The sequence below is a fragment of the Ensifer sp. SSB1 genome (assembly GCF_016652895.1).
Classification (GTDB): Bacteria; Pseudomonadota; Alphaproteobacteria; order Rhizobiales; family Rhizobiaceae; genus Ensifer.
This window is the reverse complement of the sequence record NZ_JAEPRP010000043.1, coordinates 31,216-44,385: the sequence shown is the minus strand read 5'-3', so window position 1 is coordinate 44,385 and position 13,170 is coordinate 31,216. Positions and strand designations below refer to the sequence as shown.

Here is a 13,170-nt window from a genome sequence, read left to right as displayed (position 1 = left end):
CCGTGCTGACGGCGGCGGGTCTGCTTGCCGGATGTCAGAACCAGGCGTTCAACGAGATTGGTCGGGCGCCTTCGATGAGCCCGATCGGCAGCGGCCTGCAGTATTCCCAGACGCCGCAGCTGGCGATGTATCCGAAGCAGCCGCGCCAGGTGGTGAACGGCTACTCGTTGTGGAACGACCAGCAGGCGGCTCTGTTCAAGGACGCGCGCGCAATCAATGTCGGCGACATCCTGACGGTCGATATCAAGATCAACGAAGGCGCCACCTTCGACAACAAGACCGATCGCAGTCGCAAGAACGCAAGCGGCTTCAACATCGGCGCCAACGGCAAATCGCAGTCGAGCGATTTCGACTGGTCGGGCGAGTTGAAGTACGGCTCGAACACCAAGACCGAAGGCGATGGCAAGACCGAACGTTCGGAAAAGCTGCGGCTGCTCGTTGCGGCTGTCGTCACCGGCGTGCTCGAAAACGGCAACTTGCTGATCAGCGGTTCGCAGGAAGTGCGCGTCAATCACGAACTGCGCATTCTCAACGTCGCCGGCATCGTCCGGCCGCGGGATGTCGACGCCGACAACGTGATCTCCTACGACCGCATCGCCGAGGCGCGTATTTCCTATGGCGGCCGCGGTCGCCTGACCGAAGTGCAGCAGCCGCCCTACGGCCAGCAGATCATGGACCTGATTTCGCCGATCTGACGGCAGGGAATGGCAAGATGGAAGAACTCGATTCCGCCAATGCTTCGAAGTCGCCGTCGAAGATCATAACGATTGCGATCGTCGCGGTGCTGACGCTCGTCGCCGGCGGCGGCGGCTGGCTGGTCGGCGGCCTGCTCGCGCCGCCTCCGCCCAAGGAGCAGGTCGAGGCGACGAAGGAACCGGCTGCCAATGCCACCGGCGAAGAGGGCCTGCCGAAGGTTGCGACGGAAGCGAACGGCGTCGTCCAGCTGGAGCCGATCACCACCAACCTTGCCTATCCTTCGGAGAATTGGATACGGCTCGAGGTGGCGCTGCAGTTCGACGGCGCGCCCGATCCCAAATTGGCCGAGCAGATCCACCAGGATATCGCCGCCTATCTGAAGACGGTCTCGCTGCAGCAGATTCAGGGGCCGCGTGGCTTTCAATATCTCCGGGATGACATTCAAGAGCGGGTTGACCTGCGCTCCGATGGGCGCGTAACCAATGTGATGTTCAGAACCTTCGTCATCCAATGATTCGATAAATGGTCCGGCTTGTCGCCTTTATAGTTGCCATGATGGCGATGTCCGGTATCGCCGGCGCCCAGAGTTTTCCCTCTGATATCCTGAATACGCCTGTCGACGGGTCGGCCGCCTCGTGGATCATCCGCACCTTCGGCCTCTTGACCGTTTTGTCGGTGGCCCCGGGCATTCTGATCATGGTCACCAGCTTTCCGCGTTTCGTGATCGCCTTTGCGATCCTGCGCACCGGCATGGGGCTGGCGACTACCCCATCCAACATGATCATGGTTTCGCTGGCGCTGTTCATGACCTTCTATGTCATGGGCCCGACCTTCGATCGCGCATGGCGTGACGGCATCGACCCGCTGATGAAGAACCAGATTACCGAGGCTGAGGCGATCCCGAGGGTCACCGAGCCCTTCCGCGAATTCATGCTCGCCAACACCCGCGACAAGGATCTGCAGCTCTTCATCGATATCGCCAAGGAAAAGGGCCAGACGGTCGTCGTCGACGACAAGGTCGACCTCAGGGCGGTCGTGCCCGCCTTCATGATTTCGGAAATCCGTCGCGGCTTCGAAATCGGCTTCCTGATCATGTTGCCGTTCCTGGTGATCGACCTGATCGTCGCCACCATCACCATGGCCATGGGTATGATGATGCTGCCGCCGACGGCGATTTCGCTACCCTTCAAGATCCTGTTTTTCGTGCTGATCGACGGCTGGAACCTGCTCGTCGGCAGTCTCGTTCGCTCCTTCAGCTAGATAGACGCCTGTCAGCGAACGGTTGACGCTTCGAACAGACACAAAAAAGGCAGCGCCTTGGCGCTGCCTTTCGTCGTTCAGGATCGAGTGTTCGCTCGCCTAGCGCTCGAACGAGCTGGTACGCGCCGGCAGGGCCGGGACGTCGATATGGTCGGGCGCCAGGCCTTTTCGTGCGCGGTCAGCCATCATTTCGTAGCCCTGTTCCAGGTGGCGGCAGAAGCGTTCGGCGTCGAACAGCGGCATGCGGAAACGGTTTTCCTCGAGAGTCTTGCGGTAGTCGGCAATCTTGTCGCGGTTGCTGTAGAGTGCGACTGCCTCGCGCACATAATCCTCCGGCCCTGCGGCAACGAGTTCCGGCACGCCGATGGCGTTGAGCAGGCTCTCGCTCACGCGCGAGGCGAAGTTGGTGCCCTTGAAGGTCAGGACCGGAAGGCCGGCCCAAAGCTGCTCCGACGTCGTCGTGTGGCCATTATAGGGATAGGTGTCGAGGCCGATGTCCGCCACCGGAATACGGCTGATATGGTCGTGATAGAGGACCTTGGGGCAGACGACGATGCGTTTGGTATCGATGCCGGCGCTCTTGAACTTTGCGATGATGTTCGCTCGTGAGTCCGGGCGGCCGCACATTAGCCACAGCACGCTGTCCGGAGTCTGCTGAAGAATCTCGATCCAGAGGTTGATCGTCTGCAGCGATATCTTGCGATTGGCGTTGAACGACGCGAAGACGAACGCATCCTCGGGAAGGCCGAGCTGGCGACGCGACAATGCCGTCGGCAGCGGGCGGCTGTAAGGGTCGTTCGGCTGATAGGTCTCCGGCAGGCGGCAATATTTTTCGTAGTAGTGCTTTTCGCTTCCGTCGGGCAGCACGTGGGGATCGCCGATGATGTAGTCCAGATCGACGTTGACGGTAGTGCCTGGGAAGCCGAGCCAGCTGACCTGGATGGGGGCGGCCTTGTGGTTGAAGATCGTCGCCCGGCTTTCGAGCGTGTGCCCCTTCAGGTCGACGAGGATGTCGATGTTCTGGGCGCGGATGACCGCGGCCGCATGCTCATCGGAAAGCTCGCCGATCTGGATGATATTGCCCCATTTTTCGCGGGAGCCGTTGTCCCTTGCGACATTGCTGGGTGAAGTATGGCAGAACAGCGTGACCTCGAAGCGTGTGCGGTCATGCGCCTCAAGCGCCGCTGCCATCAGCTTCATGGTCGCGTGATCGTGCCAGAAGTCGGAAGACACATAGCCGATACGTATGCGATCGCCCCATGCATGTGGCATGGTCCGGCGCAACTCGGTGTTTTCCGGCGGGAAGGGGCGATATTGCGAGCCGGCGATCCGGTTAAGCCTCTCATCGCCGCACCAGGTAACGTGGTAATATGGCGCTTCTGACGAGAGGGTGTCGTCCTGACCAAGCTTCAGGGCTCTCTCGATATCACGGTGATGCTTCTCGACCTCCGGATAGTCGTTGGCTTCGCGGGCGTAGACGAGATAGGCCGAGCGCAGCGTCGTGTTCTTCGGGTAGGCCTTGAAGAGATTGGCGACGGCTTCGCGGTCCTGCACATCGCCAACATCCGCTGTCAGGAGTTTGAATGCGAGCGATTGGTGATAGCGATTGGCGCTGGTCGAAAGTGGTGCCTTGAACAGGCCGAGAATCTCTTTCTGGTCGCGCTTCAGGAAAATCGAAGCGATGATGAAGGCGATATCCGGATCCGTCTTGGCCTTTTCGAGAAGCGGCAGGCCGATCGCAAGCGCTTCGTCTTCGTGCCCGTTGGTGAAATAGAGTTTCATCGCCTCCGTCAGATAGCCCTGCGACCGCGAGCCGCCGGCCTCGCCGGCGAGCTGGTAGGCGCGCGCCGCTTCAGGCTTGAACCCCAGTTTCAGCAGAACCTTGGCGAGCAGCACATAGGTCTTCGTATCCCGATTGACGTTCATCAGGATGTTGAGCTGGTCGAGCGCGTCCGTGTACTGGCCTTTCTGGTATTGCCGGGAAGCGGTCGAGAAGATGGCTTGGGCGTTCACTGATAGCTCCGTCGTATGGGCTGCCGGCATCGAGGGCTTGGCACCTCGATGTCGCAAAGCGGGTCTTGCAGCCATCGTAGGGGCGGGACCTTGCCTCAGGCATGACGCGGCCGGCCCGGATTGGCGTGCGGTTCCGTCTCGCAAAGGGCCATTTCAATGGTCCGCCCGGTAACCCCACGCGCTCACTTAAAGCCTTGTTAAGTATAAATTATCTCTCGCTGGTACCGTCTCGGCATTTAAGGAATTCGCAAGCATTGGGCTCGATATTCGGCCTCACATGACGGGTTTGGTTTCTTCCGAGAAAGTCGTTGGAACCGAGAGGCATGAAGCCGATCCGCCATCACCGGTAGTGTAAACAGTCCGGTATGTCCCCCAATCGTCTTAAGTAAAAAAGGGACACTCTAATGACGAGCATCATGACCAATTCCGCCGCTATGGGCGCTCTCGCTACCCTGCGTTCGATCAACTCGCAGATGGAAACCACCCAGGACCGCATCTCGTCGGGCCTGCGCGTTGGTTCCGCTTCTGACAACGCCGCTTACTGGTCGATCGCAACCACCATGCGTTCGGACAACAAGGCGCTCTCGACCGTTCAGGACGCCCTCGGCCTCGGCGCTGCCAAGACCGACGTTGCCTACACGGCCATGGAAAACTCCAAGGACGTCGTCGACGAGATCAAGAAGAAGCTCGTTGCCGCCAGCGAGCCGGGCGTTGACAAGAGCAAGATCCAGAAGGAAGTCAAGGAACTGCAGAACCAGCTGGTGAGCATTGCCAAGTCGGCTTCGTTCTCTGGCGAAAACTGGGTTTACAACGACAACAACAACGCGGCTGCCACCAAGTCGATCGTCGGCTCGTTCAACCGCGACAACCAGGGCAACGTCAGCCTGACGACGCTCCAGTTCGACACGAACAAGAGCTCGCTGATCCAGGTCGACAGCACCGGCACCAACGTCACCAACGGCACGGGCCTGCTCTCCAGCAACATGGAGTACAAGGATGCAACCGGCTCGACCGTGACCGCCGGCTACAGCGTCCTGAGCATGGACATCACCAACATGACGGCCGGCGCTCTGGCTGAAGCCATCTCGGGCGTTGACGCAACGCTGCTGCAGATGACCGACGCTGCATCCGACCTCGGCGCGCTCAACAGCCGCGTCGAACTGCAGCAGAACTTCGTTCGCGACCTCTCGGACTCGATCGAGAAGGGCGTTGGCCGTCTCGTCGACGCGGACATGAACGAAGAGTCGACCCGCCTCAAGGCTCTGCAGACGCAGCAGCAGCTCGGCATCCAGGCGCTGACGATCGCCAACACCAACTCGCAGAACATTCTGTCGCTGTTCCGCTAAGCGAACGACAGGGAAGGGCGGGCGACTATTCGCCCCACTTTTCGACACAACAGAAAGGCCGCACGCCCCTCGGGGTCGTGCGGCCTTCTTCTTTTTTTTCATGGTTCTCAGTTTTGGGGCGCGTCGGCAGCGTGTGCGACCCATCCTTAACCGTTTGTCCATATTCCCTTATTTTTGTTCACCTTCGTTACCAGCTCGCTAACGTCGTTAACCATTTGTTAACCATGCGATCGTTACACATTGGTTAAGAGCGAAGGGTCGCCCGCAGGGCAAAACAGGGGCGATTCGCATGATGCCAGTCCCATCGCTGCCGGTTCTGCACTCCGGAATGTCTTCAGAAATTCATTCGGGGCAGGTGACCAATGACCAGCATCATGACCAATACCGCCGCTATGGCGGCGCTTCAGACCTTGCGTTCCATCAACACCGACATGGCCGAAGTCCAGGACCGGATTTCCTCGGGTTACCGCGTCCAGACCGCGGCGGACAATGCCGCCTATTGGTCGATCGCGACCACCATGCGCTCCGACAACGCCGCACTGTCGACCGTCGAAGATGCGCTCGGCCTCGGCGCAGCCAAGATCGATACGGCCTATGCGGCGATGAATTCGTCGATCGACGTCGTCAGCGAGATCAAGCGCAAGCTGGTCGCAGCACGCGAGCCGGGTGTCGACAAGCTGAAGATCGACAAGGAAATCACTGAACTCAAGAACCAGCTCCTGGCGGCCGCCCAGTCGGCATCCTTCTCCAGCGAAAACTGGCTCTACAACGCGAACGCGGCCTCGGTCGGCACCAAGTCGATCGTTGCCTCGTTCAACCGCGACGCCAACGGCAATGTGTCGGTCACCACGCTCGACTTCGACACGGCGCAATCCATGCTGATCGACACGGCCAATGCAAGCCGTGGTCTGCTGACCCGGAGCTACGACGCCTCCCAGCTCACCTCGCCGGTCGGCACCTCGGCCAAGCTGTTCCACCTGATCGGCGCGCCGGTGACCACGCCGAACGCGACCTCGTCGGAAGTCAAGCTGACGGCAGCGACCACCGATGCCCAGATGGACGACATGATCCGCGTCGTCGACCATATCCTCGGTCAGCTGACGGATGCAGGCTCCACGCTCGGTGCTATTACCAAGCGCATCGACATGCAGGAAAGCTTCATCGCCAACCTCATGGATACGATCGACAAGGGCGTCGGTCGTCTGGTCGACGCCGACATGAACGAGGAATCGACACGGCTCAAGGCCCTGCAGACCCAGCAGCAGCTCGGCATCCAGGCGCTCTCGATCGCCAACACGAATTCCGAGAACATCCTGCGCCTGTTCCAACAGTAAGGCGCAATGGCGGGGAGCGGCCGGCACGGCCGCCTGATCCGCCAAACCCTTCCGCGCCCCAGAACGGGGGCGGCAAAAGTTGAGTTCTGCCACGTCGTCGGTCACGGCACCCGGTGGAAACGGTTGGACCGCGCTAATTGCCCTGGCGCGGTCCAACACATTCATTTTCGCACAAGTTTGACCGAATAGCCTTCTCTCGCAGTCCTGTCGGATGACTGCCGGCCAAAATGAATCTTGGCCGCCGCCTGCATCGGATCGCCCCGGGAACGAATGTCTCCGGATCTCGCCGATGTACGTCAAGAATGTTGGGTTCTCCGCATCCGCGGCCGGACCCGTGGGAGACATGTCAGCAGTGCCAGGAGCAATGGAAGTTCGCGCCAGAGGGTGCCGTCTCGCGATCAGCCGGGGCTTGCCGCATCGCTGCGCTGCCACGAGTGACCGGTCATGAGTGCGATGCTCTCCCGCTACCTCAAGGATTTCAGCGCGCCGAAAGTCGAGCTGTCGCTGATGCCTCAAAAGTATTTCCCTGACCTGGACAGCGACTATGCCGATGGCGACCGCCTCGGCGCGAGGCCAGCCATGCCGGAGATCGACATCGACACGGAGCGCCGAAGGGCCTTTGCAGAAGGCCGTGCCGAGGCGACGGCCGAACTCGTCTTCGAACATGAACGCCAGATCGCCGACCTGCAGGCAGCCCACGCGGCCGAGCTCGCGGCATTGACCCAGCGCCTTGAAGCGGAAACCGCCGCCCGCCTGGCCGAGCGTTTTGCCGACCTGGCCGACAGCCTGGTCACAGCACTTGGCGATCAGACCGCTCGCGTTCTTGCACCCGTCATGGAGGATGCCCTCCTGCAGCGCGCCGTCGCCGACATGGCGCAGATGATCAAGCAGGGCCTGGTGGCCGGCGAGGGTTGCACCCTTGTCGTCAAAGGCCCGACCCAACTCTTCGAGGCGCTGAAGCGCCAGCTCGGGGAGGACATGCCGTTGTTCCGCCACATCGAAACCGACGACATCGATCTCGCTGTCGAAATGGACGGTACGATCCTGGTGACGCGCATGGCCGCCTGGGCCGATACTGTCCGGAAAGTTCTCGCATGAGCGACGAAAACCATCACAACGGCAAGCATGAAATCATCATCGTCAAGCGCCACAGTGGCGGCCATGACGGGCATCACGGCGGCTCGTGGAAGATCGCCTATGCCGACTTCATGACGGCAATGATGGCCTTCTTCCTCGTCATGTGGCTGATCAACGCGGCCAACGAGGAAACGAAGGCAGCGATCGCCTCCTATTTCAACCCGGTGCAGCTGACCGACCAGAAGCCTGCCGAGCGCGGCTTGAAGGATCCGGCGAAGGACGCGCAGGGTGAGGAGACGCAGCAGCGTTCCAAGGTTGATGGCGAGCAGGACAAGTCCGGCGGATCGGCCAAGACCGGCGACCAGCTGACGGCGACTTCGGGCGAAGAGACCAAGTACTCCGACGCAGACTTCTTCGAAAACCCCTATTCGGTGCTCTCCGAAATCGCTCGCGAAGTCGGCCAGCAGGCCAACATCAGCGTCAAGGGTGAGGGCGGAGCGGCACAATCCGGGCCGGCAACCGGCGCCGACGGCGGCGAAGCCTATCACGATCCGTTCGACCCGGACTTCTGGACCAAGCAGGTCGAAGTGCAGGACGCGGGCAACACGACCAAGAGCGACGTGGCGCTCGCCGCTGCATCGGCGATGCAGGCAGGCGGTGCTCCCGCGGTCGAGAAGTCCGAGGATCAAAAACAGGCGGAGCAGGCGAAGGCCGAGAACGGCACGGATAAGACGGCCGAGAGCGACGCCGGCGACAAGCCGAAGACCGAGACGGCTGAGGCGAACGCAGAAAAGCAGGCCGAAGAACTCCAGGCGGAGCTCAAGAAGCAGCTTGCCGGTGAAGCCGGCCAACTGGCGGAAGGCCTCGTCGTAACTCCGGCCGAGGGCGGCCTCATGGTGACGATCAGCGAGCGCACGGACGCGCAGATGTTCGGCATCGGCTCAGCCGTGCCGCAGAAAGAGCTGGTGCTGGCGATGGAAAAGATCGGCCATCTGCTCGCCGAACGCCCGGGTGCAGTCGCGATCCGCGGCCACACCGACGGTCGCCCGTTCAAGGATGGCACCTACGACAACTGGCGGCTCTCGGCCGCGCGCGCCCAGAGTGCCTATTACATGCTCGTTCGCGGCGGTCTGAAAGAAGACCGCGTCAGCCAGATCAGCGGCTTTGCCGATCGGCGGTTGCAGATCCCCGGTGATCCCTACGCTCCGGGCAACCGGCGAATCGAGATCCTGCTGCAATCGGCTCCGGGTTAAACACGATGCTGAGACGCCTGCGATCGATCCTGATGACCTGCTGTGTGCTGGCGACCCCGTTTGCAATCGGGAATGCCAGGGCAAACGATATCGAGGAACTCGCACCCTTCAAGATGATCCGGTCGCTGCAATATGTGCAGGACTCCGTCGTGCTCGGCGATCATTCGGCGATCGAGATGCAGCGTTTCATGCTGGGCGCGATCGACAAGCGGCTGCGCGCGGCGGATCCCTCGGTGTTCCGCGACCCGCGCAACGTCGATGCCGCGCTGGTCTATGCGATGAGCGGCGGTAATCCTGAGACGCTGAAATATCTTTCGGACCATGACGTCGCCGGCAACTTCGATTCCCGCGTCACCGATGCGCTGCGGCAGTATCTGAACGGCAAGGGCGGCCTGATCGTCGAAAACCTGTCCAAGGCTGCGCCGGAATATCGAAGCGCCCGCATCGGTCCGTATCTCTATCTCATTCTCGGCAACGCGACTTCGCAGCAGGATCCTGTTGCGGCGATGAAGTACTACGACTGGGCGCGTTTGACGGCTCCCGGCACGATCATCGAAGAGGCGGCCTTGCGTCGCTCGGTGTTTCTGGCAGTGCAGGCCAATGCGCCGGACAAGGGCTTTCACTATGCGCTGACCTATGCGCGCCGCTATCTGACGTCGCCCTATGCCAGCCAGTTTGCCGACGTTTTCGTTGAGCTAGCCGTCGCGCATTTCGGCGGAGAAGCCCAAGGGCGGATTTCTGAGATCCTCGATTTCATGGACGCACCGCGCCAGCGCGAGGTCTACCTGCGTGTCGCGCGGCGCGCCGCAATTGCCGGCAAGCAGGTTCTCGCGAAGCTTGCCTCGGAACGGGCCGAAGCGCTCGGCGCTGACGGAGCGGCGCAACCGAAAGTGCTCGCCGGCTTCTATGCAGGTCTGGCGTCCGTTCCTTCCAGCGATGTGTTTGCCGCCACGGCAAGCATCGCAGCGATACCGGATGCGGAGCTTTCGCCCCGCGACCGCGCCCTGCGCGATGCCGCCAGGGCCGTCGCCGATGCGGTTGTCAGGCCGCCGAGCGATGAAAGCCTCACGCAAGCGTTTGCGTCTAAACCCGATAGACCGGTTGCGCACGATGCGGCGGCCGAAGGAGAGGAAACCGGCAGCGGCATGAGCCCCTTCGGCAACGCACAGACTCCGGTGGTTGCAGCGGCCGACGCGACGGAAGCCACGGCGGGCGAGGCTGGCGATCCCGAACACGACGGGTTCGTGGCGAAGGGGAGGTCGAAGATCGAAGAGATCGACGCTCTCCTGAAGGGAGAAGGGAAATGAGGGCTCTTGATGATAGCCTGCGTGGCCTGCCCCCGGCCCCTGCCGGTAAGGGCAATGGGCGTGCCGGCGGCAAGGACCAAGCAGGTGACCTCCAGGGCGGTGCCTTCGAGGACGCCGTGGCGAATGCTGGCCGGCAGAAGGCGAGTGATCAGGCGGGGACTGGCAAAGGCCTCGGTGATGCCGGTACCGGTGATGACGCGGAGTCTGGAGCCTTGATCGACAAGGACAACATTGCCAAGACCACCGGCAGACACGGCGCAACCGCACGCAGCATTGCCATCAGCCGCGACGATCAGGCGCTTGGCGAACATGCGCTCCATGATCGCTTTCCGACCACTGAGCGGGATATCAGTGCGCGACGCGCAGCGGGCAAGGTTGATCAAGCCAAGGCGAGCGCTGATCTGGCAGGCGCGGGCGTCGCGACCGTCCCGGACGAATTGGCAGAGCGTATCGCTGCACTTGCGGAGCGATTGGCAAAGGCGCAGGCAAACGGCGAGCCGACCGCCGATGCCGATGTCGCCAATGGTGAGGGCGGCGAACGCTCGTCGGCATCGAAGACGGATATGGATGACCTGTTGACGCTGCTCGGTGGCGGTCAGGCAGTCGGACAGGCGCTCGGCGACGCGACCAAGGCCGGCCGCCAGCCGGCGGCTGGTCAGGGCGAGGGTGCTGGCACGCATGTCGCTGGTACCGGTGAGCACGGCGCGAAGGCGGAAGCTGCGGCAGGCGAGGGTGATCCGGATCGGCTCTTCCGCTTCGCCCGGGCCGACGGCAAGGGGCAGGCTGTGACCATGAGCCTCTCCAATGATGGAGAGGCGGCGTTCGACGGCACCCGCTCACAGGCCGCCAAGGTCGAGAATGTCACGGTGCTCGAGGCTCGGCGCTATCTGGGCATCTCGATGAATCCGAACACGAGCGCGGTGGCCGATGCGATCGCCGGCGAGGTCAGCGCCAGCCCGTTGCAGCCGAGCGCGGCCCTCAGCCAACCCGGCGCCTGGACCCAGGCGGGCAAGACGCTGAACACGCTGAAGATCCAGCTCCATCCGATCGAACTCGGTCTCGTCACCGCCACGCTGAGGCTGAAGGACGACGAACTGCAGGTCGAACTGAAGGTGGAAACCGGCGAGGCGTTCCGGCAGTTGCGCGACGACCAGAGCGAAATGGTGAAGGCTCTGCGTGCCCAGGGCTTTGCAGTCGACCAGGTCAACATCGTCTTCAATTCGGGCGGCGACACGTCACAGAGTGGTGGCTCGCAGACCCAGGCTCAGGCCCAGGCCGGGCAGCAGGGACGCGAGCGCGCCGACGGAAATGGCCAGGGACGCCAGCAGCGACAGGAAGACGGCCAGGCTTCGATGGCGGAAAGGTGGGTTGGCAATGGCGGGACGGACGATGCGGCTGCCGGCACTGAGCGCTCTCGCACTGGTCACGTCTACATGTAGTGCCTTCGCCGGCGTCTGTGAACGCGAGATCATGAGCGCGGCGGCGAAATACAACATCCCTGCCGGGATACTCTATTCCGTCGGGCTGACCGAAACCGGCCGCAAGGGTTCTCTTCAGCCCTATGCGATGAACATCGAAGGCAAGGCCTATTTCGGCAGCAGCGAACAGGACGTTCTCACGCAGTTCGGCAACGCTCGTGCGCAGGGGGCCAAGCTCATTGATCTTGGCTGCATGCAGATCAACTATTACTTCCATGGCGAGCATTTCAGCTCGCCGCAGGAGATGCTTGACCCGCGCAAGAATGTCGAATATGCCGCGCGCTTCCTGGCCAATCTGCACGCCAAGCATGAAACTTGGACCATGGCCGTTGCCCGCTACCACGCGGGTCCGAACAACGACCCGGCACAGAAGAAATATGTCTGTCGGGTGATCGCGAATCTTGTCGCGACGGGCTACGGCAAGTGGACACCGAACGCCACGCAGTTCTGCCAGTGAACAACCAATAAGTGTATTTTTGATGGCGATGCCGCATTGTGGCGACAATGCGCGGACAATGTGACGGCAAGCGGATTTGTCGTGGTCCGTTAACTTTTCCACATTATTTTAGTGCCGCCGTTAACGATGTGCCACTAGATATAGATCAAATCGGCGAAACATGGTTAATCAATTATTAATTCCACCCAGTAACTTCCTCTAGTTGTTCATGAATCCCTCGATTCGTACCTCTCGATCAGTGCGGTGCCATACTGATTCGGAGGCGGACGAATGATCGTAGTGGTTGATGAAAGAGAGCTCGTTAAGGACGGCTATACGTCGCTCTTCGGGCGTGAAGGAATTCCCTCGACGGGTTTCGACCCCAGGGAGTTCGGCGAGTGGGTAAATGCGGCGGCCGATTCGGATATCGATGCCGTCGAGGCTTTCCTGATCGGTCAGGGCGACGCCACTTTCACGCTGCCGCGCGCCATCCGCGATCGGTCCATGGCTCCGGTCATTGCCGTCAGCGACACCCCCTCTCTGGAAAACACGCTTGCGCTCTTTGATTGCGGTGTCGATGACGTCGTGCGCAAGCCGGTTCACCCGCGCGAAATTCTCGCCCGCGTCGCTGCGATCCGCCGGCGCCTGAAGGCAATCACCAACTTCACCGACATCGGACCGATCCGCGTTTTCGCAGATGGCCGTGATCCGGAGATCAATGGCGAAGTCTTCGCCTTGCCGCGCCGCGAACGGCGCATTCTGGAATATTTGGTCGCAAACCGCGGCCGCCGCGTATCCAAGTCGCAGATCTTCAACGCGATCTACGGGATCTTCGACGAGGACGTCGAAGAAAACGTCGTCGAGAGCCACATCAGCAAGCTGCGCAAGAAACTGCGCAAGAAGCTCGGCTTCGACCCGATCGATTCCAAGCGTTTCCTTGGCTACTGCATCGACTGGAATTGAGCGCCAC

The 13,170-nt window shown here is 61.4% G+C and carries 12 protein-coding genes; 11 read left to right on the top strand and 1 reads right to left on the bottom strand.

Annotation, left to right across the window (positions count from 1 at the left end):
* The first annotated feature begins 2 nt into the window (after positions 1–2).
* From flgH to fliP, 3 genes are read left to right on the top strand one after another with little or no spacing between them, the layout of a single operon-like run.
* The gene (flgH, locus tag I8N66_RS13345) at positions 3–695 is read left to right on the top strand and encodes a flagellar basal body L-ring protein FlgH (protein WP_291154354.1); all 693 of its coding nucleotides are present in this window, start codon (positions 3–5) and stop codon (positions 693–695) included.
* Between the two features lie 17 nt (positions 696–712).
* Positions 713–1,210, top strand: coding sequence for a flagellar basal body-associated FliL family protein (locus I8N66_RS13340; RefSeq protein ID WP_113536428.1), 498 nt, complete (start codon positions 713–715; stop codon positions 1,208–1,210).
* Positions 1,211–1,218: 8 nt separating this feature from the next.
* Positions 1,219–1,956: a flagellar type III secretion system pore protein FliP gene (gene fliP, locus I8N66_RS13335; protein WP_113536427.1), complete on the top strand. Its 738-nt coding sequence runs from the start codon at positions 1,219–1,221 to the stop codon at positions 1,954–1,956.
* Positions 1,957–2,055: 99 nt separating this feature from the next.
* On the opposite strand, the gene I8N66_RS13330 is transcribed toward fliP, so the two are convergent.
* Positions 2,056–3,969: a glycosyl transferase gene (locus tag I8N66_RS13330; RefSeq protein ID WP_291154352.1), complete on the bottom strand. Its 1,914-nt coding sequence runs from the start codon at positions 3,967–3,969 to the stop codon at positions 2,056–2,058.
* Positions 3,970–4,373: 404 nt separating this feature from the next.
* Between I8N66_RS13330 and I8N66_RS13325 the strand changes: the two genes are divergently transcribed.
* From I8N66_RS13325 to I8N66_RS13290, 8 genes are all read left to right on the top strand, one after another.
* Positions 4,374–5,315: a flagellin gene (locus I8N66_RS13325; protein WP_291154350.1), complete on the top strand. Its 942-nt coding sequence runs from the start codon at positions 4,374–4,376 to the stop codon at positions 5,313–5,315.
* Between the two features lie 362 nt (positions 5,316–5,677).
* Positions 5,678–6,649 carry a flagellin gene (locus I8N66_RS13320; RefSeq protein WP_113536422.1) on the top strand — a complete coding sequence of 324 codons (972 nt, stop codon included), beginning with the start codon at positions 5,678–5,680 and terminating at the stop codon, positions 6,647–6,649.
* Between the two features lie 444 nt (positions 6,650–7,093).
* Positions 7,094–7,747 carry a hypothetical protein gene (locus tag I8N66_RS13315; RefSeq protein WP_291154348.1) on the top strand — a complete coding sequence of 218 codons (654 nt, stop codon included), beginning with the start codon at positions 7,094–7,096 and terminating at the stop codon, positions 7,745–7,747.
* Positions 7,744–8,979: a MotB family protein gene (locus tag I8N66_RS13310; RefSeq protein ID WP_291154346.1), complete on the top strand. Its 1,236-nt coding sequence runs from the start codon at positions 7,744–7,746 to the stop codon at positions 8,977–8,979. The genes I8N66_RS13315 and I8N66_RS13310 overlap by 4 nt, the downstream gene beginning before the upstream one ends.
* Before the next feature lie 5 nt (positions 8,980–8,984).
* Positions 8,985–10,286: a chemotaxis protein MotC gene (gene motC, locus I8N66_RS13305; protein WP_291154344.1), complete on the top strand. Its 1,302-nt coding sequence runs from the start codon at positions 8,985–8,987 to the stop codon at positions 10,284–10,286.
* The gene (locus I8N66_RS13300; protein ID WP_291154343.1) at positions 10,283–11,725 is read left to right on the top strand and encodes a flagellar hook-length control protein FliK; all 1,443 of its coding nucleotides are present in this window, start codon (positions 10,283–10,285) and stop codon (positions 11,723–11,725) included. Before motC ends, I8N66_RS13300 begins: the two co-directional genes overlap by 4 nt.
* A complete protein-coding gene (locus I8N66_RS13295) occupies positions 11,676–12,221 on the top strand; it encodes a lytic transglycosylase domain-containing protein (protein WP_291154342.1) in 546 nt (181 codons plus the stop codon). Before I8N66_RS13300 ends, I8N66_RS13295 begins: the two co-directional genes overlap by 50 nt.
* A 270-nt stretch (positions 12,222–12,491) precedes the next feature.
* A complete protein-coding gene (locus tag I8N66_RS13290; protein ID WP_113536416.1) occupies positions 12,492–13,163 on the top strand; it encodes a response regulator transcription factor in 672 nt (223 codons plus the stop codon).
* Positions 13,164–13,170: the final 7 nt, after the last annotated feature.

What these genes read in the sequence shown, in the direction of transcription:
- I8N66_RS13340 (WP_113536428.1), top strand. Translation starts at nt 713, where the DNA reads ATGGAAGAACTCGATTCCGCCAATGCTTCGAAGTCGCCGTCGAAGATC.
- fliP (WP_113536427.1), top strand. Translation starts at nt 1,219, where the DNA reads ATGGTCCGGCTTGTCGCCTTTATAGTTGCCATGATGGCGATGTCCGGT.
- I8N66_RS13325 (WP_291154350.1), top strand. Translation starts at nt 4,374, where the DNA reads ATGACGAGCATCATGACCAATTCCGCCGCTATGGGCGCTCTCGCTACC.
- I8N66_RS13320 (WP_113536422.1), top strand. Translation starts at nt 5,678, where the DNA reads ATGACCAGCATCATGACCAATACCGCCGCTATGGCGGCGCTTCAGACC.
- I8N66_RS13315 (WP_291154348.1), top strand. Translation starts at nt 7,094, where the DNA reads ATGAGTGCGATGCTCTCCCGCTACCTCAAGGATTTCAGCGCGCCGAAA.
- I8N66_RS13310 (WP_291154346.1), top strand. Translation starts at nt 7,744, where the DNA reads ATGAGCGACGAAAACCATCACAACGGCAAGCATGAAATCATCATCGTC.
- motC (WP_291154344.1), top strand. Translation starts at nt 8,985, where the DNA reads ATGCTGAGACGCCTGCGATCGATCCTGATGACCTGCTGTGTGCTGGCG.
- I8N66_RS13300 (WP_291154343.1), top strand. Translation starts at nt 10,283, where the DNA reads ATGAGGGCTCTTGATGATAGCCTGCGTGGCCTGCCCCCGGCCCCTGCC.
- I8N66_RS13295 (WP_291154342.1), top strand. Translation starts at nt 11,676, where the DNA reads ATGCGGCTGCCGGCACTGAGCGCTCTCGCACTGGTCACGTCTACATGT.
- I8N66_RS13290 (WP_113536416.1), top strand. Translation starts at nt 12,492, where the DNA reads ATGATCGTAGTGGTTGATGAAAGAGAGCTCGTTAAGGACGGCTATACG.